The sequence below is a fragment of the Arthrobacter horti genome, assembly GCF_030731045.1.
Lineage (GTDB): Bacteria > Actinomycetota > Actinomycetes > Actinomycetales > Micrococcaceae > Arthrobacter_E > Arthrobacter_E nanjingensis.
This window is the reverse complement of the sequence record NZ_JAVALS010000005.1, coordinates 71974-98965: the sequence shown is the minus strand read 5'-3', so window position 1 is coordinate 98965 and position 26992 is coordinate 71974. Positions and strand designations below refer to the sequence as shown.

At 70.6% G+C, this 26992-nt stretch carries 21 protein-coding genes; 11 read left to right on the top strand and 10 right to left on the bottom strand.

Annotated features, from left to right (window positions below; all coding sequences use genetic code 11):
* Positions 1-7: 7 nt before the first annotated feature.
* The 5 genes from Q9R02_RS09435 to Q9R02_RS09415 are packed head-to-tail and all read right to left on the bottom strand — an operon-like array spanning position 8 to position 5814.
* Positions 8-1045 (bottom strand): lipid II:glycine glycyltransferase FemX, encoded by a 1038-nt coding sequence (locus Q9R02_RS09435; RefSeq protein WP_305996420.1) that lies wholly within the window; start codon positions 1043-1045, stop codon positions 8-10.
* A 6-nt stretch (positions 1046-1051) separates the two neighbouring features.
* Positions 1052-2326, bottom strand: a complete 1275-nt coding sequence (gene manA, locus Q9R02_RS09430; RefSeq protein ID WP_305996419.1) for a mannose-6-phosphate isomerase, class I — start codon at positions 2324-2326, stop codon at positions 1052-1054.
* Positions 2327-2367: 41 nt separating this feature from the next.
* Entirely contained in the window at positions 2368-4020 is a 1653-nt protein-coding gene (locus Q9R02_RS09425; protein WP_305996418.1) for an LCP family protein, read from the bottom strand.
* Positions 4021-4029: 9 nt separating this feature from the next.
* Positions 4030-4599, bottom strand: a complete 570-nt coding sequence (gene purE, locus Q9R02_RS09420; protein ID WP_305996417.1) for a 5-(carboxyamino)imidazole ribonucleotide mutase — start codon at positions 4597-4599, stop codon at positions 4030-4032.
* A gap of 54 nt (positions 4600-4653) precedes the next feature.
* Positions 4654-5814 (bottom strand): 5-(carboxyamino)imidazole ribonucleotide synthase, encoded by a 1161-nt coding sequence (locus Q9R02_RS09415; RefSeq protein ID WP_305996416.1) that lies wholly within the window; start codon positions 5812-5814, stop codon positions 4654-4656.
* 153 nt (positions 5815-5967) lie between these two features.
* Between Q9R02_RS09415 and Q9R02_RS09410 the strand changes: the two genes are divergently transcribed.
* The gene (locus Q9R02_RS09410) at positions 5968-6468 is read left to right on the top strand and encodes a GtrA family protein (protein ID WP_305996529.1); all 501 of its coding nucleotides are present in this window, start codon (positions 5968-5970) and stop codon (positions 6466-6468) included.
* Here Q9R02_RS09410 and Q9R02_RS09405 read toward each other — a convergent pair.
* On the bottom strand, positions 6458-7174 hold the full coding sequence (locus Q9R02_RS09405; protein WP_305996415.1) for a TIGR03089 family protein: 717 nt from the start codon (positions 7172-7174) through the stop codon (positions 6458-6460). The genes Q9R02_RS09410 and Q9R02_RS09405 overlap by 11 nt on opposite strands.
* A 226-nt stretch (positions 7175-7400) precedes the next feature.
* Between Q9R02_RS09405 and Q9R02_RS09400 the strand changes: the two genes are divergently transcribed.
* The 3 genes from Q9R02_RS09400 to Q9R02_RS09390 are packed head-to-tail and all read left to right on the top strand — an operon-like array spanning position 7401 to position 12843.
* Positions 7401-7934 (top strand): WhiB family transcriptional regulator, encoded by a 534-nt coding sequence (locus Q9R02_RS09400; RefSeq protein ID WP_305996414.1) that lies wholly within the window; start codon positions 7401-7403, stop codon positions 7932-7934.
* A 26-nt stretch (positions 7935-7960) separates the two neighbouring features.
* The gene (locus Q9R02_RS09395) at positions 7961-11248 is read left to right on the top strand and encodes a glycosyltransferase family 2 protein (protein ID WP_305996413.1); all 3288 of its coding nucleotides are present in this window, start codon (positions 7961-7963) and stop codon (positions 11246-11248) included.
* On the top strand, positions 11245-12843 hold the full coding sequence (locus Q9R02_RS09390; protein ID WP_305996412.1) for a DUF5719 family protein: 1599 nt from the start codon (positions 11245-11247) through the stop codon (positions 12841-12843). The genes Q9R02_RS09395 and Q9R02_RS09390 overlap by 4 nt, the downstream gene beginning before the upstream one ends.
* Before the next feature lie 154 nt (positions 12844-12997).
* On the opposite strand, the gene Q9R02_RS09385 is transcribed toward Q9R02_RS09390, so the two are convergent.
* Positions 12998-14200: an FAD-dependent oxidoreductase gene (locus Q9R02_RS09385; RefSeq protein ID WP_305996411.1), complete on the bottom strand. Its 1203-nt coding sequence runs from the start codon at positions 14198-14200 to the stop codon at positions 12998-13000.
* Positions 14201-14345: 145 nt separating this feature from the next.
* On the opposite strand from Q9R02_RS09385, the gene Q9R02_RS09380 reads away from it, so the two are divergent.
* Positions 14346-16544, top strand: a complete 2199-nt coding sequence (locus Q9R02_RS09380; protein WP_305996410.1) for an ATP-binding protein — start codon at positions 14346-14348, stop codon at positions 16542-16544.
* Here the strand turns inward: Q9R02_RS09380 and Q9R02_RS09375 are convergent.
* Positions 16526-17023, bottom strand: coding sequence for a metallopeptidase family protein (locus Q9R02_RS09375; protein WP_305996409.1), 498 nt, complete (start codon positions 17021-17023; stop codon positions 16526-16528). The genes Q9R02_RS09380 and Q9R02_RS09375 overlap by 19 nt on opposite strands.
* A gap of 68 nt (positions 17024-17091) precedes the next feature.
* Between Q9R02_RS09375 and Q9R02_RS09370 the strand changes: the two genes are divergently transcribed.
* The 5 genes from Q9R02_RS09370 (at position 17092) to Q9R02_RS09350 (ending at position 22088) form a co-directional block, all read left to right on the top strand.
* Entirely contained in the window at positions 17092-17502 is a 411-nt protein-coding gene (locus tag Q9R02_RS09370) for a DUF3499 domain-containing protein (RefSeq protein WP_305996408.1), read from the top strand.
* A 122-nt stretch (positions 17503-17624) separates the two neighbouring features.
* Positions 17625-17810: a Trm112 family protein gene (locus tag Q9R02_RS09365; RefSeq protein ID WP_305996407.1), complete on the top strand. Its 186-nt coding sequence runs from the start codon at positions 17625-17627 to the stop codon at positions 17808-17810.
* Positions 17811-17860: 50 nt separating this feature from the next.
* The gene (gene ahcY, locus Q9R02_RS09360) at positions 17861-19339 is read left to right on the top strand and encodes an adenosylhomocysteinase (protein ID WP_305996406.1); all 1479 of its coding nucleotides are present in this window, start codon (positions 17861-17863) and stop codon (positions 19337-19339) included.
* A gap of 123 nt (positions 19340-19462) precedes the next feature.
* A complete protein-coding gene (locus Q9R02_RS09355) occupies positions 19463-20698 on the top strand; it encodes a L,D-transpeptidase (protein ID WP_305996405.1) in 1236 nt (411 codons plus the stop codon).
* A 184-nt stretch (positions 20699-20882) separates the two neighbouring features.
* A complete protein-coding gene (locus Q9R02_RS09350) occupies positions 20883-22088 on the top strand; it encodes a TIGR01906 family membrane protein (RefSeq protein ID WP_305996404.1) in 1206 nt (401 codons plus the stop codon).
* 90 nt (positions 22089-22178) lie between these two features.
* Here Q9R02_RS09350 and Q9R02_RS09345 read toward each other — a convergent pair whose 3' ends face one another.
* Together Q9R02_RS09345 and Q9R02_RS09340 are read right to left on the bottom strand one after the other, a co-directional pair.
* Positions 22179-24065, bottom strand: coding sequence for an AMP-dependent synthetase/ligase (locus tag Q9R02_RS09345; RefSeq protein WP_305996528.1), 1887 nt, complete (start codon positions 24063-24065; stop codon positions 22179-22181).
* Positions 24066-24109: 44 nt separating this feature from the next.
* Entirely contained in the window at positions 24110-25849 is a 1740-nt protein-coding gene (locus Q9R02_RS09340) for a dolichyl-phosphate-mannose--protein mannosyltransferase (protein ID WP_425279248.1), read from the bottom strand.
* A gap of 65 nt (positions 25850-25914) precedes the next feature.
* Between Q9R02_RS09340 and rsmI the strand changes: the two genes are divergently transcribed.
* The gene (rsmI, locus tag Q9R02_RS09335; RefSeq protein WP_305996403.1) at positions 25915-26772 is read left to right on the top strand and encodes a 16S rRNA (cytidine(1402)-2'-O)-methyltransferase; all 858 of its coding nucleotides are present in this window, start codon (positions 25915-25917) and stop codon (positions 26770-26772) included.
* The last annotated feature ends 220 nt before the right edge of the window (positions 26773-26992 follow it).

Here is a 26992-nt window from a genome sequence, read left to right as displayed (position 1 = left end):
AGGGACGCTAGTTCGTGCCGTCCGCAGACCCGTTCCCACGCGCCGTCGTGCGCGCAGCAGCCACCAGCTCCCGCGCCTTTCCCGGCGCCGTCCGCGCCCAGGCCAAGCCCTTCCGGGCGTAACCGCGCGCGGTCCGCAGACCCGTGTACGCGTAGTAGCGGGGCTTGTCCACGGGGAGGTCCCAGGTGCCCGGGTAGGACACGGCGTGCCCGCCAAAGGACTTCTTGAAGGACGTGAACCCGGCCCACTGGTGATCCGGCTGTCCCTCCGGTGCGATGCCCCACAGGTCCACATGCGCCAGGCCGGACTCCTTGGCGTCCATGATCAGCGTGACCACCAACGGGATGCCGGCACTCAGCTTGCGGTGGGTGTCATCCAGTGCCGCGTGCGCGTAGACCCGGGTGTCCTCCGAGTCATAGGTGAACGCCGCCGCGATCGGTGTGCCCTCCAGTTCCGCGATGAACAGCGCACCGGCGCCGGCAGGCAGCAGGTTTTCCGCCACGGTCCGCAGATAGTCGTCGCTCTGCGCCTTGAAGCCGTTCCGGGCGGCCGTCGCGTGCAGGAATCCGAGCAGGATGTCCAGATCCGCGGGGTCGGTGCTCTTGCGGAACGTCACGCCCTTCTTGTGGATGTTCCGGTACAGGTTCCTGTTGGTGGACTTCATGTCCGCCAGGATCTCCTGCTCGGATGCGTCCAGATCCACCACCCAGCTCAGCTCGGGCTGCTGGTTGGACGGCGCACGGCGCAGTCCACGGGCCTCGAGCAGTGGCTCGTAGCCCTCTTCGGGCAATCCGGCCTGCACCGGCTCACAGCGCAAAAACACTGCCCCGCAATCACGGGCCAGCTCGCGCGCCGCCACCAGCGCCTGGTCGAAGGACCGCAGCGACTCCGCCACCGGCCCGTACGGCAGGTACAGCAGCTTGCCAGCGGGGTTGCTGTCCTCGATGGCCAGGAATTCCCAGCCCTCGCCCGCCCGCCGGTGCACTCGGTGCCCAAGGGCCTCCTGGGCGCGCGCCCAGTGGTCGGTGTGCAGGAAGTACTTCATGGCGTGTCAGGCCTCCACAGTGGTTGATCGGGTGCTCTTGCCGGTGCCGAGCCCGGTGGTCGCCACGAACGCGCGGGCGCCCTCGGGGCCGTGCGGGTGGGCGTTGACCGGGGCGTCCGCATCCGGCAGGAACGCGCTCTGCCCTCGTTCCAGGATCATCTCGCCCTGCGGACCGTCCAGCCGCAGCGACCCGTCTGTCACCAGGATGATCGCGGCGCCCCGCTGATGGACGCTGACGGTCCCGTCGTGCGACGCATCCGAGGCCGGCGCGCCGGACAGGAGCAGCTCCTGGACGGAGAACTCTTCGAACGGGGGAGTGAAGACCCTCTCACCCAGCTCGGACTCCGCCGCCTGCAGGAACGGCACCGGCAGCGGCCGGAAATCCACGGTGGCCAGCAGCTCCGGGACATCCACGTGCTTGGGCGTCAGTCCGCCGCGCAGGACATTGTCCGAGCTCGCCATGACCTCGATGCCGAGGCCCTCCAGATAAGCGTGGACGTTGCCGGCCGGCAGATAGACGGCCTGCCCGGGCTCCAGATCCACCAGGTTCAGCAGCAGCGACACCAGGACGCCCGGGTCACCCGGGTACTTCGCGTGCAGCGCGGCCGCCGCAGCGAGCGGCGCGTGCCAGCCCTCGCCCGCCTCCATCCCGGAGACCACGACGGCGAGCCCCTCGCCCGCCTCAGGCTGGCCGCCGTCGCCGTCCATGATGGCCCGGAACGCCTCTCGGAGCTGGCCGCCTTCGCCGCTCAGAAGACGCGAGACGCGATCCGCGAACTCTCGGCCCGCCGTCGTGCCCAGCCGCTCGGCCAGCAGGCGGAACAGTTCCGCTGCTTCCGCCAGGGGGCGGAAACCGCACAGCGCGCGGAACGGGGTGAGGGCCAGGATCATCTCCGGTTTGTGGTTCTCATCCTTGTAGTTCCGCGTGGCGCTGCCGCGCGGGACACCCGCCGCCTCATCCCGCGCGAAACCCGCACCGGCCTGCTCCAGGCTCGGGTGGACCTGCAAGGACAGCGGCTCGGCGGCCGCCAGCACCTTCATCAGGAACGGCAGCCGTGCACCGAAGCGGTCCACACTCTCCTGCCCCAGGAAGTGCACGGGATCCTGCGCGATCAGCTCATCCAGCCGCGCGCCGTCGTCCAGCCGGGATGGCGAATCGGGATGGGCCCCGAGCCACAGCTCCGCTTCCGGGCCGCCCGAGGGGGTGCGCCCGAGCAGCCCGGCGATGGCCGTGGGGGATCCCCAGGCATACGGACGCAGCTCGTTGTCCAGACGGAACATGGCGGTCTTCCTTTCGGTGCGGGTGACGGCGGATGCGGGCGTCAGAGGGCGGCGCAGTTGCCGTTCTTGGCCAGCAGGATGTCCAGCATCTCGTAATCCTGGGCGTCGTAGAGCGAATTCAGGTAGGCCTCCGTGATGGTGTCACCGTCCGGTCGGGTGGTGCTCAGCGGGAAGTCCGGGGGGAGCTGGTCCGCCGCCTTGGGCTGTACGGCGGTGGCCAGCGGACCGGATGCCTGGGCGCCACCGGAGACCGCGACGGCGGACAGCGGCGTGCCGTCCTCACTCACCGTACCGGACGGCGCCGTGGCCGCCGAGGCCTTGGTGTCCCCGGTCGCCTTGGCAAGCAGCGCCTTGACGCGCTGGTGGATCAGATCGAAGTCCGGATCGGCCAGGCTGAAACCGGCCGGGAAGTCCGGCGGGCCGACCGTCATGCGGACGCTCGCCTGGCCCTTCGCCTTGCCGGTCAGGTCTACGAAGCCGCCCAGCTGGCCTTGCGGGATGTCCGTGTCCACCACGTGCGCGCCTGCCTTGGCGATGGCCTCGAACTTGGTGATCACGGTGGTCGGGTCCAGCTGCTTGAGCATGGCCTGCTGGACGCACTGCTGGCGCTGGACGCGGGCGAAGTCGTCCACGTTCTCACGGGAGCGGGCGAACCACTGCGCCTGGAAGCCGTTGAGCGTCTGATTGCCCGGCTTGATCCAGCCGTCCGGCTTGACGTGCCGGGTGTCGCTGCCCGGGAGCATGCCTCCGCTGATGGGCACCCACGCGCCCACCCGCATCTTGACCCCGCCCATCGCGTCGATGAGCTGCGCGAAACCGTCCATGTCGATCAGGGCGTAGGCCTGGATGGTGATCCCCAGCGTCCCGGAGATCGCATCCTTGGTGGCCTCCGCCCCGGCGTTCTTCCCGGCACCGTAAAGGTCCTTGTGGTTGTCCGTGGCGTCCGTGTACACCGCGTTGAGCAGGCAGTTCAGCGGATCAGGATCGCAGTTGTTGAAACCGTCCGGGTAGAACTTGTGCATGGGGGAGTCCGCCGGGAAGCGGGCATACTGAAGGGAGCGCGGCACCGAGATGATCGCGGAGGCGCCGGTGGTGGCGTCGATGCTGATGACGGACATGCTGTCCGGGCGCAGGCCGGTGCGGCCGGCACCCGCGTCGCCGCCCAGCAGGGCGATGTTGTAGCGGCCGTCCACCGGGTCGAACGGCGGGCGGCCGGCGTCGAACACGTCATTGAGCGTTCCGCGGGCTACGTTGAGCAGGTAGGCGCCGTAGCCCAGCGCGCCGCCGCTGAGCACCATCAGTACCACCAGGACGCCCGCCACCGGACCGCGCCAGCGCGGCGGGAGGATGGCCAGCCGGCAGAGCCGGAAGGTGTTGACCCAGACCACCACCCAGCCGGCCATCAGTGCCAGCAGGAGGAACGGCAGGATCGCGAGCACCACGGGATGGGCCAGTAACGACACCAGGAAGCCGCGGTTGACCAGTGCGATGATCACGGTCAGAAGGAGCAGTGCCCAGACCGTCAGGGTCACCCGGAGCGCCAGGCGTCCGAACCTCTTGTTCCCGGCTACGAGCTGCGCCGCCCCGGGGATGAGCAGGGTCAGGACGATGAGGGCCCAGGCACGGCGCACCCGGTCACCGGGGACGGCGTTCTGGGGTTCGTGGAGGGGATCGGTCAGGCGCATGCGGCTCATGCGCGCCCCCTAGGCCCGGGCCTCGTCCGCCGAGCCGAGGGGGACTCCGGGAGCGCCGAACACCTCCGCCGCCTTCGCCCGCAGTGTGGCGCCCTTGGCGGACGCGGTGGCGTTCAGGCCCTCGGAGAACTCGAGCAGCGCCGCACGGAGGCGCTCGGCCAGCTCGTCCGTGCCGGAGGCCAGCATGCGCACGGCCAGCAGGCCGGCATTGCGGGCGCCGCCGATGGACACGGTGGCCACCGGCACGCCGGCGGGCATCTGCACGATGGAGAGCAGCGAGTCCATGCCGTCCAGGGTCTTCAGCGGGACTGGCACGCCGATCACGGGGAGCGGGGTCACGGAGGCCAGCATGCCAGGCAGGTGGGCGGCCCCGCCCGCACCGGCGATGATGACCCGCAGGCCACGCTCATGGGCGCGGCGGCCATACTCGATCATCTCCACCGGCATGCGGTGGGCGGAGACGACGTCCGCCTCGAACGGGATGCCGAACTCGTGCAGCGCCTCCGCGGCCGCCTCCATGACGGGCCAGTCGGAGTCCGAACCCATGACGAGTCCTACCAGGGGGGCGTTGTTGTTCATGGTGCTTCCGATCGTTCGTGGGGGATCAGCGGTCGGGGGACGGTCAGGAGATGCTCAGGGCGCGACGCCGTCGCGCAGGATCGCGGCCACCCGGCCGGCCTGCTCGCGCAGCTCCTCCGCCTGGGAGGCGTCCGCGGCGACGATGTTCACGTGGCCGATCTTGCGGCCCGGGCGCACGGACTTGCCGTAGTTGTGGACCTTGGCGCCGGGGACGGCGGCCAGGGCGGCCGGCATGGCGGAGTAGATGTCCTGGTTGGCGCCGCCCAGGAAGTTCTTCATGACGGCCACGCCGCCCAGCACACCGGTGGCGCCGAGGGGGAGGTCCAGCACGGCCCGCAGGTGCTGCTCGAACTGGCTGGTCACGGAGCCGTCCTGAGTCCAGTGGCCGGTGTTGTGCGGGCGCATGGCCAGCTCGTTGATCAGGAAGCCCTCGCCGTGGCCCGGGGTCTCGAAGAGTTCGGCGGCCATGACGCCGGTGACGCCCAGCTCGGCGGCGATGCGCAGGGCGGCGGCCTCCGCGGCCTCGGCGACGGCGGGGTCCAGGCCGGGGGCCGGGACGATGACCTCGTCACACACGCCGTCCACCTGGATGGTGTGGGCCACGGGCCAGGCGCGCTCCTCGCCGCTCGGGGAGCGGCCCACCAGCACGGAGAGCTCACGGGAGAACTCCACCTTGGCTTCGGCCAGCAGCGGCGACATGGACTCGAACCACTCGGCGCAGTCCGCGGCGGCCGCGGCGTCGTCGACGATCCGGACGCCCTTGCCGTCGTATCCGCCACGGGGGGTCTTCAGGACCACCGGCCAGCCGATCTTGTCGCCGAAGGCCTCCAGCTCAGCCACGGAGGACACGGCGGCCCACTCCGGATTGGGCAGGCCCAGGCGGTCCACGGCGGTACGCATGACGATCTTGTCCTGGGCGTGGACCAGGGCCTCCGGGCGCGGCTGGACGTTGACGCCGTCCGCGATCAGGGCGTGCAGGTGGCCGGTGGGGACGTGCTCGTGGTCGAAGGTGAGGACGTCGACGTCGCGGGCGAATTCCTTCAGGGCGTCCAGATCGCGGTAGTCACCGATGGGGGTGGTCTTCACGGCGGCCACCGCGGACACGTCCGGGCCCTCCGCCAGGACGCGCAGTTCCACGCCGAGCTCGACGGCCTCCGGGGCCATCATCCGGGCCAGCTGGCCGCCACCGATCACACCTACTACTGGGAAAGTCACCTGCCAATCCTACCGAAAACGGCCGGTCGGTCCGCTGGCGCCCCGGCCGGCGGCCAGCTTGCGGAAAGGCCGCACACTGTTTCGCGGCGCTAAGATATACCACTGGCCCACCGTTCGGGCCCCGTGAAACCCAGCCAGGCCGTGGAGGACCAAATCGTGAACAAACTCGCTGAGCGCGTCAGAGGCCTGGCATCCCTCTTCTGGCGGGAAGTGGCCAAGTTCGGCGCAGTCGGCGGGATCGCCTTCGTGATCGACAACGGACTGGCCCTGTGGCTCATGCATGGCCCCATGAGCGGCGCCGAAGCCAAGGCCCGTTTCATCAGCGGCTGCGTGGCCACGATCTTCTCCTGGCTCGCCAACCGCTTCTGGACCTTCCGGCACCGCCGCCAGCCCAATGTGGTGCGGGAATTCGTGATGTTCCTGCTGATCAACGGCATCGGCATCGCCATCTCCACCGGCTTCACGGCCGCGGCCAAGTACTGGCTGCACATCGATGACAAGAACGTGCTGTTCCTGGCCGGTGTGCTGGGCATCGTGGTGGCCACCGTGGTCCGCTTCTTCGCCTACCGCTTCCTGGTCTTCAACAAGGAACTCGACGAGGAGCCCGGCTACGACCATGATCACGAGCTGATCGAGGGCAACGTCAAGCGCTGATCTTCTCGCTCTCCCTGAGCCGGGGAGTGACGTCCACCTCCGGGTGCACCAGGACCACGGAGCCGCCGGCCAGCCAGGCGCCCAGGGCGGCCGCCAGGGCCGCCGGGAGGCCGTCCCCGGCGTGGACCAGGAGGCGCACGCCGTCCGCGGCCTCCGTCGCGAAGGTGCGCAGGCCGGCGTCGTCGATCTCCCGGCCGCCCGTGCTCAGCACCGCCTGCGTGGGGTCCGCGTCCATCCACGGCTGGAACACGTCGCCGTGCCCACGCACGGCGCCCGCGTAATCGACGACGCCGGACGGCAGCTCCCCGGGCCAGCGCGGCGAGAGCGCGCCCAGGGCCACCGCGATGAGCTGGGTGTCCACCTCGCCGGCGCGCCCCACGAGCGCTTCATCCGCCGTCGCGGTCATGTCCGCATCCTCCAGGGCGTCCCCGTCCAGCCGGGCCAGCATGCCGAGGTCCATGGCCGCGAGCACCAGCACGAACGACTTCCAATGCGCCGGAAGTGCCAGCGAGATGCTCACCCCGGGGCCGCCGTCGAGCTCGTCCTGCAGCAGATTCCCGCTCTTGGCCACCCAGTTGTCCAGAACCTTGCCGGACAGCTCCACCCGCTCGCCACCCGGCCCGTACCAGGTCAGACGGGGGGCGCCGGAGGGCAGCGTGCGGCCTTCGCGGAAGTCTTGCAGCAGGCTCCTGAGCACAGTGGTCATGCGAGTGTAAGATCCTTCGTATGTCGGGGCGTTCGCAGCCCGGGCGTGGCGCGCCGGGGAAAACCCCGATGTGCTGAGTATTATCTCAAGCCGCTTGACCTTCTCCTAGTTACACGCGTGTAATTAGTAACTGCAGACCGCCAAGGCCTGGCGCGGATTCACGCCTGAGGGCACTCCTTCCGCCAAGCCGACCATCCGGCGGTCGTCCAGATCGAGGAGAGGCGCAATGGGGCAGACAGAGCGTATCCAAGACGAAGGCTTCAACCAGGCGCCGGCGGCCCTTCAGGCCGCCCGGGCCGTCCCGGAGGACTGGTTCCTTGACCCGGCCGACCCGGAGGGCGCCCAGCGCTTCCGGCAGGACACGGCGCGGTCCCTGGAGGATCAGGCCACGGCGTTCCTGACGGCACACGAGCCGGAAGCTCCGGAGGAGGGCAGCGAGGACGAACTCGACCCGCCGCTGGAGCTGTTCGCACGGCCGGAGGGCACGGACCTGTCCGGTATCCTCACGATCCTCCCGGGACGCGAGGTGGGCGATGAATCCGAGCTCAGCTGGCAGGCCGAATCCCTGTGCGCCCAGACCGATCCGGAGGCGTTCTTCCCGGAGAAGGGCGGCTCCACGCGGGACGCCAAGAAGGTCTGCGCGGCGTGCACCGTGCGCCAGCAGTGCCTGGAGTACGCACTGTCCAACGATGAACGTTTCGGCATCTGGGGTGGACTGTCCGAGCGCGAGCGCCGTCGTCTCAGGAAGCGAGCAGTCTGATTCACCTCAATGCACGGGTCACTGCCGTGGTGGTCTCCCACCACGGCAGTCCCTACCTGCCCAGGACCCTGGCCGCACTTTCCCGGCAGAGCCGTCCCGCGGACCTCTGCATCGGAGTGGATGCGGCCTCATCGGACGGATCCGGACGGCTTCTGGAGGAAGCCCTCGGGAATGAGAATGTGACGCTCTTCCGGCATCCCCGCCTCGGCTTCGGCCGGGCCGTGCACGCGGGGCTGGCCCTCGCGGACCGGGTGCGGACCGGACTGGCCGCGGCGGACGGGCAGGAGTGGGTCTGGCTGCTGCACGACGACGCCGCACCGGCACCGGATGCGCTGGAACGCCTGCTGGAGGCGGTGGAGCGTTCATCCAACGTCACCATCGCCGGCTGCAAGCAGCTCGACTGGGACGCGCCCCGGAAACTGGTGGACGCCGGCCTGGCAGTCAGCACCTGGGCCGAGCGCCTCACCCTGATCGAGGCCGACGAACTGGACCAGGGCCAGTACGACCAGCTGCGTGACCGCTTCGCCGTGAACTCCGCCGGCATGCTGGTGCGCCGCGACGTCTGGGACGCCTTCGAAGGCTTCGACCCGGCCCTGCCCGGCACGGGCGACGACGTGGACCTCTGCTGGCGCAACTGGCTGGCCGGCAACAACGTGGCGTTCGTGCCGGAGGCCCGCATGTTCCACGTGCGGAACCGTCCGCACGCCCTGGGCACCCCGGCCGCCGCGCGCAGCTCCCAGGTGTATCTGCGCCTCAAGCACGCCTCCGGGTGGAAGATCCCGTTCCTGGTCCTCGGCACGCTGCTGGCGTCCGTGGGCCGCTTCCTGATGGCGGTGGCCATGAAGGACCCCGGGTACGGCTTCCAGCAGCTCAGCGGTGCGGTCCGGGGCGTATCCCACCCGGTGGCCCTGGCCCGGAGCCGCAAAGTGGCGGCCAGGACACGCCGGAACCCCCGCGGCTCGGTCAAGCGCCTCCAGACCCCGCGGGCCGAGGTCTGGGCACACCGGAGGTCCCTCATGGAGACCTTGGGCGCGGACGAACTTCTGGACGCGCCGTACAGCTCCACCGGCCTCGCCGCCGAACCGAGCGGCGACAGCCAGGATGACTTCTCCGCCCTGGCGGCGCCCGGCCGGGCCTTCGCCGGCTGGGGCCTCATCGCGGCCGTCGTGATCACGGCGGCGATCGCCCTGGTGGGCCTTTTCCCGGTCCTGGGCGGGCCGCAGGCGGGCGGGGCACTCCTGCCGCTCTCGGACCGCCTCGGCGAGGTGTGGGACAACGCCGGCCGGACCTGGATCACGCTGCAAGCCGGATACTCCGGGCACGGAGACCCGTTCGGATACGTCCTGTGGCTCCTCGCCGTCCTCAACGGCGGTCAGACCGCCTCCGTGGTGCAGTCGACCCTGCTCGCCGCCATGCCCCTCGCCGCCGCCGGCGCCTGGTTCCTGGCCGCGGCCGTGAGCCGCCGCCGTCGTACCTGGTTCCTGGCGGCACTCCTGTGGGGAACCGCCCCTGTCCTGTTCGTCGGCCTGAACCAGGGCCGCCTGGGCGCCGTCCTGGTGCACGTGATCGCCCCCTGGGCGTTCCTGGCTCTCATCCGCGCCACCGGATCGGCCCGCGACCGCCGGGCGGAGGCCGTGGAAGCGGGACTCGCCCTGCCGCAGGGCCCGCTGCCCGGCAAGGCCGGCGTGGGAGGCACCGTCTCCTGGACCGCGGCCGCATGGGCCGGGCTCCTGCTGGCCGCGCTGACGGCCAGTGCTCCGGCGCTGCTGCTTCCGTCGCTGATCCTGGTGCTCGTGTTCGCCCTGCTGCTCGGCCGCCGTGGGCGAACCCTCTGGTGGACCCTGGTGCCGCCGGTGGCCCTCTTCCTGCCGTTCGCCGTCGCGGCCCTGACACGTCCGGTGGCGCTCCTCGGGGACCCTGGCCTGCCGCTCGGATTCCAGGCGGCGCCGCTGTGGCAGCAGCTCCTGGGACAGCCTCTCGCGTTCCCCGCACAGGCCGCGGTGCCCGGCTTCGGCTGGCTCCCGGCGGGTGTCCCGTGGGCGCTGGTCCTGGCGATCGTCATCGCCGCGCCGGTGCTTCTCCTGGCCGTCTGGGGCGCCTTGGTCCCGGGACGCCGCGGACGGGTCTCCATGCTGGCGCTCTTCGCGGCCGCGGTGTTCCTGGCCGCGGGCTGGGCCCTGGCGGGCATCCCGGCAGCGGCCGACGGCGACGTCGTGGTGCCGGCCTTCTCCGGCCCTGCGGTCTCGGTGGCCTTCTGCGCTCTGCTGCTGGCGGCCGTCGCGGGTGCTGACCGTGCGCTGCAGCGCCGCCGGGCCGCCGAGCACCGCCGGGCGCCCTGGCGCATGGCACTGGTGTCCGTGGTGACCCTGGTGGTCCTCCTTGGACCGGCGATCGGCTCCTGGAGCTGGCTGACCGGCAATCTCGGCATCGGCCCGGCAGCGAAGGGTGACCAGTACGGCGCCGCCCGACTGATTCACACCGACACCGCCCCACGCATCCCCGCCACCGCGGTGGACCGCGGACGCGGACCCGAGCAGACACGCACCCTCGTGGTGACCGAGCTGAACGGCGGCGGCTACGCGGGCGCCCTGGTGCGCGGTTCCGGGACCACACTCGACTCGCTCTCCGCGATCGCCGGCGCCCAGACCATCAGGCCCGGCACCGGCGCGCTCGCCGCGGACGACGACGCAACGGCATCGCTGCGCACCGCTGTCGCCACCATCGTGGCCGGTCAGGGCGTGGATCCGCGCCCGCAGCTGGAGAAGCTCGGCGCCGGGTTCGTGGTGTTCAAGGGCAACGACGACGCCGCGCAGCTGACCGCCAGCCGCATCGACGCCGTGCCGGGCCTCGCCGCCGTCGGGCCCACCGACGCGGGATGGCTCTGGCGCGTCCGGGACATGGACCAGCCGCCGCTGAAGGACTCCGACACGGTGAACCGGGTCCGCGTCCTGACCGCCGCCGGTGCAGTGGAGCGTCAGCTCCCCGGCGGGCCCGTGGGCGTGGACACGCAGCTGGCCCCCGGCGCGGCCGGGCGGAAGCTGGTGCTCGCGGAGCGCAGCGACCCCGAGTGGAGCGCAACCCTGGATGGGAAGACGCTGACGCCGGGCACGGTGGGCTGGCAGCAGTCCTTCGAGCTGCCCGCTGCGGGCGGCCACCTGGTGGTGACGCACGGGAACGCGTGGACGCCCGCGCTGCAGCTGGTGCCCTTGGTGGTGTTCCTGCTGACCGCACTCCTGGCGGTACCCATTCCCGAACGGCCCGGCAAGGTGAGGATGGTCCGTGACGAGGCGAGCCTGAGGAAGGCCGGACGATGAGTGAAACGACCCCTGTCAAAGACCCCCGTAAGGCCCGCGTGATCGCGAAGGCCGTGGCCGGAGGGACCGCCGGCGTGGCGTCTGTGGCCCTCGTGGCCGCGGTGGCGGCCCTGGGCAGCCTCGCGCCGAGGTCCTCCGGCGGGCCCGTGCCGCAGGCATCCGTGGCGGTGCCGGCCGGCGACTCGCTGTCCGTCTGCCCGGCTCCGCCGCGGCTCGTTGCCGGGAGCGGGGACGGGACGGACGCCCAGTTCAGCCCTGAATCGAGCAGCGCGAGCTCGGTGTTCCGGGGTCTGACGCTCACCGCGCCCGACGGCCGGACCCCGGCGAGCCGGATCCGCGGCCTGGACGGGAACAGCCTGAGGGAACTCAGCAAAGCCAGCCCTGCCACGGACGGCGCCGCCTCTGGGCTGCCGGACCAGAAGGCCGTGATCGCGCCGGACCAGGCGCCCGCCGCGGGCCAGGTGCTGCAGTCCGGGACCCTGGACGGACAGGCCACACAGGGAACCGCGGTCCTCTCCTACACGGCCGGCGACGGTGACCTCCAGGGCCTGGCGGCGGCGAGCTGCCTGGCCCCCAGCAGTGACGCGTGGCTCCTCGGCGCGTCCACGCAGGTGGGCCGGACCGCGGTGCTGAACCTGTCCAACCCCGGCACAACGGCCGCCACCGTCAACCTGGAGCTCTTCGGCGACAAGGGCCAGATCAAGGCGCCGGGAAGCCGTGGCCTTTCGATCGCCCCAGGTCAGTCCCGCTCCCTGGTGCTCGCCGGTCTGGCGCCGGAGCAGAACGCCCTGGCCGTGCACGTCATGAGCACGGGCGGCCCGGTGGCGGCGACCATCCAGCAGAGTGTGCTGCGTGGCCTCACCCCTGGCGGCGTCGACTTCATCGCTCCCACGGCCCACCCCGGCACCAGCCAGGTGGTCACCGGCCTGTCCCTGTCAGGGAACGCGGCAGCGGGACGCCTGGGGAGTGGTTTCGAGGACGCCGTCCCGGCACTGGCACTGGCCGTTCCGGGGGAGCAGGACGCCGTGGTGCAGCTGAAGGTCTACGGCAAGAGCGGCCAGCAGGCTCTGGCGCAAGGGGTGGTGAACGTTCCGGCCGGGACGGTGTCCCTGGTGCCCTTGAACAGCCTGCCGGACGGCGACTACACGGTGTCCGTGACCTCGGACGCGTCCGTGCTGGCGTCGGCCAGGGTGGTGCGTGGCACCGATGCCAAGAAGCCCACTGACTTCGCCTGGGCCCCCTCGACCCCCGCGATCGGCACCTCGCAGCTGATCGGCGTGCCGGCGGGCGGCGGCTCCATCCTGGAGTTCGGTGCACCTCGCGGCACCGCGGAGGTCAGTTACCGTCCCATCACGGCCGACGGCGCCGTGCAGCAGGCGGCGAAGGTCACGCTGGCCGCGGGAACCACCACCACGGCGGACGTCCCGGCATCGGCCGGGGGTTCCCCCGTGGTCGGCTACCTGCTCTCCGCCTCGGGCGACCCGGCCTACGTCTCCCTGGTTCAGACCCAGGACAAGGGGACCGGGGTGAGCGTGGTGGCCGCCCCAGCCTCCAGCGCCGGCCTGGACAGCCTCCCGGTGCGTCTGGGGCACTGAGGCACTCTTGGTACAAGGACTCCTCCGGGACGTCCCGTGAAACAGTGGGTTTCCGTTGAGACAGTGGGTTTAAACCACTGTCTCAACGGAAACCCACTGTTTCAGCGGAGGGGCTGCGGGGGTTCGACTCGGCGGCTCGGCTCGGCGGCCCGGCTCAGCTGTTCGTCATCGCCCCGGCCGGTGCGTCGACGAACACTGGTCCCGTGTCCAGCAGCCCGGACAGCGCCAGGGCCTGCTTCCGGGGCGCTGCGGTGTGGGAGAGCGTCCACAGCATCAGATCGCGCAGAGGCCGTGCCACCGGTGGCGCCATGAGCATGGACATCATCCTGTTCGTCAGGCCGATCACGGCCGCGGCCGCCTCCCGACGGTCCTGGGCATAGGCGTCCAGGGGCGCCTCCCACGGCTCTCCGCGCTCCTCCGCGCGCAGGGACCGGTCCAGGGCCTCCGCCGCGTACACGCCGTCCCGGATACCGAGGTTCATGCCCTGGCCGCCCGCCGGACTGTGCACGTGACCGGCGTCGCCCGCCAGCAGCACCCGGCCCGAGCGGAAGGTATCCGCCAATCGGTGGGTGACGTTGAATCGCGACAACCACACCACCTCACCCACCTCGAAGTCCATCCCTTTCGGCCGGCGGGCCAGGAACTCACGCCGCAGGATCTCCAGATCGGATACTCCGGCCTCCGGGGCGGCGTTCATGATGATGCGGAGAATCCCGCCGGGCAGGGGCAGCAGGACCAGGGCCCCGCTGCTCATGACGATGACAGGCTCCTCGGGCACCTGGCCAGGACGGACGTCCGCGATCAGCATCGGTTCACGGTCGCCCCGTGACGCGGCGGTCTCCGGGTAGGGTATGCCCACAGCCTGGCGGATGGTGCTCCTCATGCCGTCCGCGGCCACCAGGAAGCGCCCGGTGACCACCCCGCCGCCGTCGAGCAGGATCCGCACCCCGGTCCCGTCCTGCACCACGCCGCTCGCCCGCCCTTTCACGAAGCGGACCCCGAGCGTCTCGGCACGGGCCCGCAGGATCGCCTCGGTGCGGTGCTGGGGGATGATCACCGCGAAGCGGTACGGGCCGGGCAGGCTGTGCATCGGCTGTGTGGTGAGGACGGTGGTGCGGTTGCGCATCCGGAACGTGCCGGCGCGTGTCCCCTCCGCGATCAGTTCCTCGGCGCACCCGATCCGCGCCAGCACACCGAGCGTCCCGGCGTGGACGGTCGGGGCCCGGGACGCCAGCGTGTGGTCCAGCGCCTCGTCCACGATCACCGCGGACCGGCCATGCGGTGCCAGGGCGCACGCGGCGGCCAGCCCGCTGGGGCCTCCTCCGACCATGACGACGTCGGCGTCGAAAGTGTTCATGACGGTTGCCTCCTCCGGTGGTGCCCTCTGATGTCTTCAGCCTCGCGCGCAGGCCTCCCTCCCGCGTCGGGGGAACCACCTGGGCGGTACTCAAGCGCCACTCAGATCCATGGACGCGGTCCGTTCCGGGCCGGATACTGGGGGCATGAGCAGCGGGACGCTCCCCACCGGACGGATTCCGGCGCCTGTCAGCCGCTTCATCGGGCGGGACGGAGAGGTGCGCGCCGTGCTCGGCGCCCTCGCCGGGTACCGCCTGGTGACCCTGACCGGGCCGGGCGGTTCCGGGAAGACCCGCCTGGCCATCGAGGCCGCCCGGCAGGACCGGCGGAGGGTGGTCTACGTGGACCTGACCGGGCTTCCGGACGGCGCACCGATCGCTCCGGCCGTGTCAGAGGCCGCCGGGCTGCGCGGCGCCACGGGCCCAGGGGCGCTGTCCGAGGTTGCGTGGTGGCTGGATTCCGGTGAGCCGAGGCTCCTGGTCCTGGACAACGCGGAGGACGTCCTGGCGCCGGTGACGGAGTTCGCCACGGTGGTCCTGACCCAGGTGGAGTCCGTGACCCTGATGCTCACCAGCCGCCGGCCGGCCGGCGTCGTCGGTGAGCATCTGGTGCTGGTGGGTCCGCTCAGCGACGACGACGCCGAGCGGCTGTTCTGGGACCGTGCCCGGTCGGTGCGCCCCGCCTTCCCCGATGATGAGGGTGCGCGGAGCGCGGCGCGGGAGCTCTGCCGCCGCCTCGACAGGCTCCCGCTGGCGCTGGAGCTGGCGGCGGCGCGCATGAAGGTCCTGACACCAGGGGAGATGCTGCCGCTCCTGGAAGGCTCCTTCGAGGCGCTCGGCGTGAACAGTGCGAACCCGGAGCGGCACCGGACGCTGACGGCCTGCATCGAGGCGAGCACCCGGGAGCTGAGCCCGCACCTGGCCTCCGTGCTGGTGAACGCCTCGGTGTTCGCGAGCCCGTTCTCCGCGTCGTCGGCGGCCGATGTGGCGGGCGCCACCCTGTCCGATCTGGAGGATCTGGTGTCCCGTTCGCTGCTCCAGACGTCCACGGACCGCGGGGCCACGAGGTTCCGCGAACTCGAGAGTGTGCGTGATTTCGCCCGTTCCCGCATGGCCGCGCCCGGGGAACTCGCCGCCGCACGGGACCGTCACCTGAACTGGCTGCACCGCCGCTTCGGCTCCGGCGTCTACCCGTCGGTGATGCAGCGCTCCGGGTACGCTTCCGCGACGGACCTGCTCCCAGAACTCCGTACGGCCCTGGACCACGCCCTGGCGGCGGACGTGCGCCGTGGCATGGAGCTGCTGGCGGCCACGGGCGAGCTCTGGTTCCGGGTGGCGCAGGACGAATGCCTGCAACGGACCGGCCGCTTCCTCACGGCGCGGCCGGACCCGGACGAGGCGCGCGGTGCCGTGCTGCTCACGCGGGTCTGGATGCTGATCAGCAACCAGCGCTGGGAGGACGCCCTGGAGGCCCTCGCGGAGGCGCTCCGGTTGCTCCCAGCGGACGGGGACGCGGCCGCCTCCGCCCACTTCTTCGGCGCCGTCGCGAATTTCCTGGCCGGTCACTTCGATGCTTCCCGGGACTCCGGCGCCCGGGCGCTCGAGAGGTATGTGGCGCTCGGCGACGTGGCGGGGCAGTCACGGGCCATCGGCACCCGGGGGACCGGCCTGGTTCTCGCCGGGCGGAATGAGGAGGGGCTGGCCGTGCTGGAGAGGGCGCTCAGCCTGGCGGAGGAGGCCGGCGACGTGTGGTCACAGGGACAGATCCAGACCTATGCGGGGCTGGCGGTGTCAGAACTGGGACGGACGACGGCGGCCCGGCGCCGCCTGTTCGACGCCATCGACCGGTTCCGGCGGATCGGCGACATCTCGCTCATGGGGATCGCCCTGGGTCGTCTCGCCTCCCTGGCGCTGACTCAGGATCTCCGCGCGGCACTGCGGGCGGCCGGGTCCGCGAGCCGCCGTCAAGGGGCCGGCGGGAGGTACCACCCGGTGACCATGAAGGACATGGCCCTGATCCGGGAGACGGCGCTGCGTGCCCTGCCTGCGGCCGAGGTGGACGCCCTGTGGGCGGCGGGGGAGCGGCTGGCATTCGCCGACGCCGCGGACGAGCTCCGCGCCGTGGATGCCCGCAGCCCGGGAGACCTGACACCGCGTGAGACCGAGGTGGCCGCACTCGTGGCCGATGGCCTGAGCAACGCCGCGATCGCCCACCGGCTGGTGCTCTCGGAGCGGACCGTGGAGAACCACGTGGGCCGGGCGATGGCGAAGGCCGAGGTGGGGAACCGCACCGCGCTCGCGGCGTGGTTCAGCGGGCGCTCAGCGTCTCAGAACCCCCGGTGGTAGTACGGGTCCAAGGTCTCCGGGGCCACTCCGAGCAACTGGGCGGTGTGCTCCACCACCACATCGTGGACCAGGTCCGGGAGCTGCTCCTTGACCGGGCAGTTCTGCTCCACCACGCGCCGGTAGACCGTCACGCGGGCCGGTTCCTCGCCGAGCGCGGGGGTGCTGTTCCCGAGGGGCGCCGGAAGGCCGTTCGCCAGGAGCTCCTCAAGGCCCGGGGGGATCTCCTCCACCGCGAACAGCACGCCGTCCAGGATCTTGCCCTGCAAATCGTGCAGGCGCTCCGCGGTGTCCAGGACCATGTCGTCGAAACGGTCGGAGCGGGTCCGGTACCCGGGCAGGGTGGGGAGGAAGACGTCGCCGCGGAACCCGCGCCCATGGCGGTTGCGGCGGCGGTGCCGGAAGTCCCGCCGGGAGGCCGCGCCGCTGCCGTCCTCCGGGAAGGAGAAGCTGGACGAAGGGACGTCTGGACCGGACCGCATGCATCGACTCTAGACCTGAGGGAGCCCTTGCGCCGAAATGGCCGGCGGACGCGGTACTCTGGTGCGTTGTGGGTGCCCTGAGGATGTGTTCGCGTTCGGCCTGCCGTGAAGCGGCGATGGCGACGTTGACGTACGTGTACGCGGATTCGACCGCGGTTCTGGGCCCGTTGGCCGTCTACCCCGAGCCCCACAGCTACGACCTCTGCGTCCAGCACGCCCAGCGCCTGACCGTCCCGCGCGGCTGGGAAGTGCTGCGCATCGCCCTCCCGGGCACCGCGGACACGGAGCGGCGCTTGGTGCGCCCGGAAGGGGACGAACTGTCCGCGCTGGCGGACGCCGTGCGCGAGGAGCGCCCGGACGCCCCGGAATCGATCGACGACGCCGTCATTCCGCAGCGTCTGCGCCCGCCGCTGCTGGAACCCCCGGCCGGTGCCGAGGGCACGCGGCGAGGTCACCTGCGCGCCCTGCGCGAGCCCTGATCCCTGGTCTTCTGAGAGGCCTCTCCGGCCGTCATCGCCTCGGGTCCTGAGCCGTCCGGCGGGTAGTCTGGGACTGGCCGCCTTGCCGACGTGGCATGGCCGATGATTTTTTGGAGCGACACATGTCCTTGCTGAGACCTGAGCTGTTGAGCATCCTGCGCAGCCCCGAGAACGGGGAACCGCTGCACCAGGAGGGCGGTGAGCTGGTCGCCGGGACCGGGGCCGATGCCCCCCGCTACCCGATCGAGGACGGCATCCCCCTGCTGCTTCCGGACGCCCTGCGCGACGCCTCCCGCTCCGCCGACTGAGCCTCCCGATACTTCACCACCCCGCTGACGCAGAACGGAAAGACCGCCCCATGACGTTCGATTACAAGATCGCCGACATCTCCCTGGCCGAGGCCGGCCGCCACCAGATCCGCCTGGCCGAGCACGAGATGCCCGGTCTCATGGCGCTGCGTGCCGAGTTCGGCGAGAGCCAGCCGCTCAAGGGCGCCCGCATCGCCGGCTCCCTGCACATGACGGTCCAGACCGCCGTTCTGATCGAGACCCTCACCGCCCTGGGCGCCGAGGTCCGCTGGGCCAGCTGCAACATCTTCTCCACCCAGGACGAGGCCGCCGCCGCCATCGTGGTGGGCACCGGAACCCCGGAGGATCCCCAGGGCGTCCCGGTCTTCGCCTGGAAGGGTGAGACCCTTCAGGAGTACTGGTGGACGGCCGAGCAGATCCTCACCTGGCCGGGCGCCGAGACGAACCCCGAGCTGGGCCCCAACATGATCCTGGACGACGGCGGCGACGCCACCCTCCTGCTGCACAAGGGTGTGGAGTTCGAGGCCGCCGGCGCTGTCCCGGGCGCCACCGAGGAGGACCCGGAGGAGTACCGGATCATCCTGGACGTCCTGCGCGCCTCCCTGGCCGCCGACCCGCAGAAGTTCACCCGCCTGGCCGCCCGCATCAAGGGCGTCACGGAGGAGACCACCACGGGCGTGCACCGCCTGTACCAGCTCGCCGAGCAGGGCCGCCTGCTCTTCCCGGCCATCAACGTCAACGACTCGGTGACCAAGAGCAAGTTCGACAACAAGTACGGCATCCGCCACTCCCTCCCGGACGGCATCAACCGCGCCACCGACGTCCTGATCGGCGGCAAGGTCGCCGTCGTCTGCGGCTACGGCGACGTCGGAAAGGGCGCCGCGGAGGCCATGCGCGGCCAGGGCGCCCGCGTGATCGTCACCGAGATCGACCCGATCTGTGCGTTGCAGGCCGCCATGGACGGCTACCAGGTGGCGAAGCTGGAGAACGTCCTGACCGAGGGTGACCTCTTCATCACCACCACCGGCAACAAGGACGTCATCATGGCCTCCGACATGGCCGGGATGAAGGACAAGGCCATCGTGGGCAACATCGGCCACTTCGACAACGAGATCGACATGGCCGGCCTGGCCCGCATCCGCGGCGTGAAGCGCGTGGAGATCAAGCCGCAGGTCCACGAGTGGGTCTTCGACTCCGGCACGGAGAACGAGCGCTCCATCATCGTGCTCTCCGAAGGCCGCCTCCTGAACCTGGGCAACGCCACGGGCCACCCGTCCTTCGTCATGAGCAACTCCTTCAGCAACCAGACGATCGCCCAGATCGAGCTCTGGACCAAGAAGGACCAGCCGGAGGGTGAGCGCGAGTACGAGAACCAGGTCTACGTGCTGCCGAAGATCCTGGACGAGAAGGTGGCCCGCCTCCACCTGGACGCCCTGGGTGTGGAGCTGACCGAGCTCTCCAAGGAACAGGCCGAGTACCTGGACGTGGACGTGGCCGGCCCGTTCAAGCCGGATCACTACCGGTACTGAGTCGCGTCGTGGCCCCTGTTCCTCGTCGGGACGGGGGCCACGGCCGTTCTAAAATGGTCTGATAGAAACCACTGACCATCGAGGTGTGTCCGGGCGCCCGGACCACCCTCTCCGGGGGAATCCATGAACTCCAGTCCTCGCAAGGGCCGCGTCGGCAAGATCGTCGGTCTCTGCATTCTCGGGGCCGTCATCGTGTTGGGCGGCATCGGCGCTCTCACCGCGCCCCAGTGGCTCGGCAAGACGACCTTCCTGGCCGGGCCGTCCGCCGCCCCCACCACGCAGGCCCCCGCCAAGCCCGTCCAGCTGAGCGTCGAGCCCGTGGACGGTGCCAAGGAGGTCAACCCGGTGACGGCGCCCGTGATCAGCGCGTTGTACGGCACTCTCAAGGACGTGCGGCTGGTCCCCGCGGGCGGCACCCCGGTGGCCGGCAGCTACGGTTCCGGGAACACCACGTGGAAGGCCACGGCCAAGCTCGCGTTCAACACGAAGTACACGCTGAGCTACAGCGCCGTGGACGAACACGGGGACGCCGTGGCCAAGAGCAGCAGCTTCACCACCGTGGTCACCAAGAACGAGGCGGACACCACACTTCTGGTCGGCACCCTCGGCGACACCATCGGCGCCGGCCAGCCGATTCAGCTGACCTTCTCCGAGCCGGTGGGCGATCAGTTCAAGGCCGGGATCGAGAAGGCCGTGACCGTCACCTCGAGTGCGGGGCAGAAGGTCAAGTGGCACTGGTACTCGGACACCCTGGTGCGCATCCGTCCGGAGACCCTGTGGGCCTCCGGCAGCACCGTGACCCTGGACCAGCAGCTGTTCGGTGTGCCGTTCGGCAATGGTCAGATCGGCAACTTCGCCAAGACGAGCACCTTCAAGGTCGGTCCGCAGAGGGTGGCCGTGGTGGACGGCGAGGCCCTCACGATGAACGTCTACGAGGACGGCAAGGTGGTGCACTCGGCGCCGGTCAGCACCGGCGCGGACGACATGCCGTCGCCTTCCGGTGACACCGTGATCCTCGAGCAGCAGCGGGTCTCCCACTTCACCGCGGAGAGCATCGGCCTGAAGCCGGGCGACCCGCGGTACTACAAGCCCACCGATGTGAATTACGCCAACCGTCTGACCTGGAGCGGCGTGTACGTCCACCAGGTCCTGGACGGCGGTGTCCAGGCCATCGGACAGCGCAACATCTCCCACGGTTGTGTGGGTCTGCTCCCGGCCGACGCGGACTGGTTCTTCACCAATATGAAGCCCGGCGATGTGGTCCGCTTCAAGAACACTGCAGGCCCGCCCATCCGGCCGGACGAAGGCTACGGCGACTGGAACATCCCGTGGGCCCAGTACGGCACCGTGGTCAAGTGATCCCTGAAGGGGCGGGTGGAGACACCCGCCCCTTCGGTGCATAACGCTCACGCAACAATCCGGCCACTGATCAGCGACCACGCCGCCGGCTTGCCTCTTCTTGACAGGGTTGCCGGGTACTTTTACTCAAGAACCAAGTGCCCCTTGCAGCCTGATGGACAGGCCGGACGAGAAGTGGAAGACCGTGAGCGAGAAGAATCCGAACGAACCCGAGTGGGACGCCGCCCAAGATTCCGAGGAACCCGCGTTCGACTGGATGAAGGGTGCCAAGGCCTCCGGTGACTTGCCCTCCGGTGACTTGCCCTCCGGTGACTCGCCCTCCGGTGACTCGCCCTCCGGCGACGCCGACCCTGACGGCGAGGCTTCAGACCCCCGGGACTCCGGTGTTCAGAGCCCGGGGGAGCAGGCACCCGACGACGACGGCGCGGCGGCCCGTTCGCCCAAGGTCCCCTTGGCGGATGACAGTCCGCAGTTCCTCGCGGACGAGGCGCCGGCCGCCGGCGAAGAGGGCGGCGTGCCCGCCGTCGCGCATCCGGAGGACCCGGCCGTGTCCGGGACGCCGACGCCTCATCAGGAGAAGCTCCCCACGAGCGCTCTCAGCCTCAGAGGGCCCGAGGACGAGGTGCAGCGCCGTCAGGCCGCGCGGGACGCAGCCTTGGCGGCCAAACCGGTCGGTCCCCGGGTGGTCAAGGTGCTCTCCGCGGTCTTCCTGCCCCTCCTGCTGCTGATCACCGCGGTCCGCGTGGTGGCCACTCCGCTCTTCCTGTGGCTCGAGTACATCCGCCCGGGGTTCCCGGCGGACGGCTACGGCTTCAGCCAGGAGGACCGCATCACGTACGGCTCCTACGCGGTGGACTACCTGAGCAACTTCTCCGGACCGCGTTACCTCGGTGACCTGGTCACCGCCAGCGGGTCCAAGCTGTTCCGGGACGCGGAGATCTCCCATATGGCGGACGTCAAGGCCGTCACCATGACCACGTGGACGGTCGGCGGCTTCCTGGCCGTCCTGGCCGTCATCGCCATCTGGTACCTGGGCAGCCGCCGGGACGGTTCCCTCCGTCACGCCTTCTTCTCCGCCTCGATCGTGACGCTGGTGCTGATCCTGACGCTCGGCGTGCTGGGCTTCCTGGGCTGGGACCGCTTCTTCACGGACTTCCACGAGATCTTCTTCGCCAACGGCACGTGGACGTTCTCCTTGCAGGACACGCTGATCCGGCTGTTCCCGGGCCAGTTCTGGATGGACGCCGCCGCCACCATCGGCGGTCTGGTGTTCCTGACCGCTTTGGTGACCCTGATCGTCACCTGGCCCACCAAGCGGCGCCGTGAGGCCCGCAAGACGGTCATCGCCGAGCGGCTGGCAGCCCAGCAGGCCGCCGTCGCGGGGGAGTGAGCGTCACCTGTCCTTGAACAAGGAGCCCGCCCCGGTCACGGGGCGGGCTCCTTCGTCGTTCCGGGCCAGGCGGCCCTGCGCGGCGGGCGGCTACTTGGCGTAGAGCCGTTCGATCTCGGTGGAGAAGTCGGTGACGACGGCGTCGCGCCGCAGCTTCAGCGACGGGGTCAGGTGCCCAGAGTCCACAGACAGTTCGGCGTCCAGGACGGCGAACTTGCGGATGCTCTCCGCCTTGGAGACCTGGGTGTTGGCCTGGTCCACGGAGTGCTGCAGGGACTCGCGCACCGCGGGCAGTTCCGCGGCCTGGGCCGGGGTGAGGTCCGGATGGCCGTGCTGCCCGCCCCAGGCGGTGACGCCCTCCGGGTCCAGGGCGATCAGGGCGGACACGAACGGCCTGCCTTCCCCGATGACCACCACGTGCTCCACCAGGGGGTTCTGCCGGATGGTCTCCTCGAGCGGTTCCGGCGCCACGTTCTTCCCACCGGCCGTGACGATCAGGTCCTTCTTGCGGCCCGTGATGGTCAGGTATCCGTCAGCGTCCAGGGAGCCCAGATCACCCGTGGCGAACCAGCCGTCCACGAAGGCGTCGAAGTCCGCCTGCGGGTTGTTGTGGTAGCCCTTGAAGACACCGATGCCCTTGATGAGCACCTCCCCGTCCTCCGCGATCCGCACGGACGTGCCGGGGATGGGCAGACCCACGGTGCCGAGGCGGTTGCGGGCCGGCAGGTTCACGGCGGCCGGGGCGGTGGTCTCCGTCAGGCCGTAACCCTCCAGAATGGGGATCCCGGCACCCAGGAAGAACTCCGACTCGTGCCGGTTCAGCACACTGGCGCCGGAGACGGTGTGGGTGATCCGGCCGCCGAAGGCCGCACGGACCCTGGGGTAGAGAAGCCGGTCGAAGACCCGGTGCCGCAGCCGGAGTGCGAGCCCCGGGCCGTCTCCGTGGCCCTGCTCCCGCTGCTGGGTGGCACGGGCGAAGTCGACGGCGGTGCTGAACGCCTGCTGGAACAGCCTCCCCTTCCCGGAGGACACGGCCTTCTGCTCGGCTCCGGCCAGGACCTTCTCGAAGATCCGCGGCACAGCGAGCAGGAAGGTGGGCTTCAGGGTCTGCATGTCCGTCATGAGTTCCGCGGCCGAGCTGCTGTGCCCCACCAGAATCCCGGCGTGCAGGCAGATGACCTGCACGGCGCGCGCCAGGACGTGGGCCAGCGGCAGGAACATCAGGGTGCGGGCGCCTGGGGCGAGCGTGAACTCGCCCAGCGTGGGCACGATGTTCTCCGCCACCAGGGCGAAGTTGCCGTGGCTGATCTCGCAGCCCTTCGGCTTTCCGGTGGTGCCGGAGGTGTAGACGATCGAGGCAGTGTCCGCGAGGGACGCGGCGCTGCGGTGCCGCTCCAGCTCGGCGTCGGAGACGCCGGTTCCCGCATTGGCGACGCTCTGCAGCGTGGGGAGCGCCCCGCCGTCGTCCATTCTGATGACCTGCAGGGGAGTGCTGCCCAGCAGCTCCGAGCCCTCCGCGACCGCGGTCACGAGTTCCGCCTTCGCGGCGTCCTCGACGAAGACCCGCCGGGCCCCGGAGTCCTCCAGGATCCATTCGATCTGGCTGGCCGAGGAGGTCTCGTAGATCGGCACGGTCACACCGCCGGCATGCCAGATGGCGAAGTCGGCCAGGGTCCACTCGAAGCGGGTGCGGGACATGACGGCCACGGCGTCGCCCGGCTCCAGGCCGCCCGCGATGAGTCCCTTCGACAGGGCGCGGACCCTGCGCAGGAACTCCTCGGCGCTCAGGGTGCTCCAGCCGTCCAGCTCACCGGCCGGCCGGGCGGTGCCGCTGTTCTGGGCGGTGCTCTTCCGGGCAGTGTCATGCACCGCGTACACCGGGCGGTCCGGGGTGGCCCGGACACGTTCCAGCAGGATGTCCGTGACATTCCAGGCCGGGTCCAGATCGGACAGCAGCGGGGTGGTGAACTCGGTCAAGGTGCTCATCAGGGGTGCGGTTCCTGTCGTCTCGGATCCGGGTGTCAGATCCAGGAGGGCATCCACATGCGCAGATGCCAGTCGTTGTAGCTGATGGTCTCAGCCGTCCAGATGGGGTAGAAGAAGGCGGAGAGGGCCAGCACGGCGGCCAGGAAGACCGCCACCACCAGGAAGCCCGCCCGCCGTCGCCACGGCGGGTCCTGGCGCTTGCCCAGGAACAGCCCCAGCCCGTAGCACAGCGCCAGGATCAGGAACGGTTCGAAGGCCACGGCGTAGAAGAAGAAGGTGGTGCGGTCCGGGTACATGAACCAGGGCAGGTAGCCGCCCGCCATGCCGGCCAGGATGGCCCCGGCCCGCCAGTCGCGGCGGCCGGCCCAGACGAACAGGAGCACCACCAGGGCGATCGTGCCGCCCCACCAGATGAGCGGGTTGCCGACACTGAGGATGGCCTCCGAGCACTTGGCGGCGCCGCACTGCGGGGACTGGTAGTAGAAGGACGTGGGGCGGCCCAGCACCAGCCAGGTCCAGGAACTGGCCTTGTACGGGTGGTCCGCGGACAGGCTCTGGTGGAAGGCGTACGCCTGCTCGTGGTACTGCCACAGAGACCGCAGCGGAGCCGGGAGCCACAGGACGCCCTGCCCGGGATTCTGCTCCGCCCAGCGCCGGTTGTAGGCGTCGGAGCTGAGGAACCAGCCGGTCCAGGTGGAGAGGTAGACGGCCGTGGCGGTGCCCAGGTAGAGGAAGAACGCCGGGATGCCGTCCCGGACCGTGGCGCCCACGGCCCAGTGCTTCACACCGGCCACGCGCCGGGCGTTCATGTCCCACAGGACCATGAGCAGGCCGAACACGGCCAGGAAGAACAGCCCGGACCACTTGATGCCCACGGCAGCACCCATGGCCGCCGACGCCGCAAGCCGCCACCAGCGGAAGCCCAGCCCGGGGCCCCAGCGCAGCACGGCGTCGTCCGGGACGCCGGTGGGCGACGCGGCGGCGAGGCGCGCCAGGCGGGCGGCCAGCCGCCGTCGTCCGTCCTGGCGGTCCAGCAGCAGGAACGCGAACACCACCAGGACCCAGAACTCCAGGAAGATGTCCAGGATCCCGATCCGGGACATGACCAGGTGCGTGCCGTCCACGGCGATGAGAAGGCCCGCCACGGTGCCGAGGGTGACGGAGGAGAAGAGCTTCTGGGCCACGAGGGCCAGGATCAGGATGGACAGGGTGCCCACCACGGCGGAGGAGAAGCGCGAGCCGAAGGTGTTCCCCTGGCCGAAGAGGTCCATGCCCCAGGCGATCATCCACTTGCCCAGGGGCGGGTGGACCACGTATTCGGCGCTGCTCTGGATCAGGCTGGGGTCGCCCCTGTTGAATGCGGCGTTGGCCTCACCGGCCCAATTGCGTTCAAAGCCGGACTGGAGCAGCGAGTAGGCGTCCTTGACGTAGTAGGTCTCGTCGAACACCAGGGAGTGCGGATCGCCGAGGCGGACGAAGCGCAGCACTCCGCCCAGGACCGCCGTGAGGACGGGGCCCAGCCAGAACCAGAGCCGCAGGCTGGGGGAGTAGTCACGCCAGGACTGCACGGGGCCGAGGAGGCGCTCGCGGAGCGAGGCTTCTGTGAACGCCTCGCGGGGGTCCAGGATCCAGCCGGAGGTTCCCGGTGCGGACGGACGACGACGCCGGCGGCTTCGCAGGGCGAGCGGCCGCCCGGAGCCGGTGGTGGAGTCCGGCCCGGCCGAGGGGGCACCTGCGGTGCCGTCCTGAAGTGCGGCGGGATCGGTCTGCGTCACGTAGTCATGCTACCGGGCGGTACGCGTGGACCGGCCGGGCCTTCCACAGCGGTACCCTGGATCCCATGTCTGAGAGCGCGGTGCAGGGTGAGGGGCGGGTGGTCCTGGCGGCCACCCCGATCGGAAATCTGGGCGATGCGTCGCCCCGGCTCTGCGAACTCCTGGAGAGTGCGGATGTGGTGGCCGCCGAGGACACCCGCCGCCTGCACCGGCTGGTCCAGGGCCTGGGCCTGACGGTGTCCGGACGGGTCATCAGCTACCACGAGCACAACGAACGGGAGCGCGCCGAGGAACTGCTGGAGATGGTCCGGGACGGCCAGACCATCCTGGTGGTCTCCGACGCCGGCATGCCCGCCGTCTCCGACCCGGGCTTCCGCCTGGTCTCCGCCGCCGTCGAGGCCGGTGTCCTGGTCACGGCCGTGCCGGGCCCCTCCGCCGTGCTGACCGCCCTGGCGCTCTCCGGGCTGCCGACCGACCGCTTCACCTTCGAAGGCTTCCTGCCCCGCAAGAACGGGGAGCGCCTCTCCACCCTCCGGGACCTGGCCGCCGAACGGCGCACCATGGTGTTCTTCGAGGCTCCGCACCGGCTGGAGGCGATGCTGGGCGCGCTCGCCGAGGTGTTCGGGACCGGACGCGGCGCCGCCGTGTGCCGCGAGCTGACCAAGACCTATGAGGAAGTGATCCGCGGATCTCTCGGGGAACTGCTCGACTGGGCGGCCTCCGGCGAGGTGCGCGGCGAGATCGCCGTCGTGGTCGGCGGCGCGGGCGCACCCGAGGCGAGCCGGCCGGAGGACCAGCTCGACGCCGTCGCGGCCCTCACCGAGGGCGGCATGCGGCTCAAGGAGGCGGTCGCTGTCGTCGCGGAGGCCCAGGGTGTGAGCAAGCGCGAGCTGTATCAGGCGGTCCTCGCGGCCCGCTCCTGACCCCCGCTCTCCGCGAAAGGGCAGAAGATCGCAGTGCGAGGCGATGCGACTGCGATGAAGAGCACTCTCGCGGGGACAGGGAACGCTGTGCATCTGCACAGTGAACCGGGGGATCGCTAGTGCACCCTTGCGTAGACGTGCGTCACAGGGCGGCGATAGCTTGGCAGGGAAGGGTCTTCCGGGAAGGCCCATTGGTCCCCACCCCCAAGCATTGAAGGAG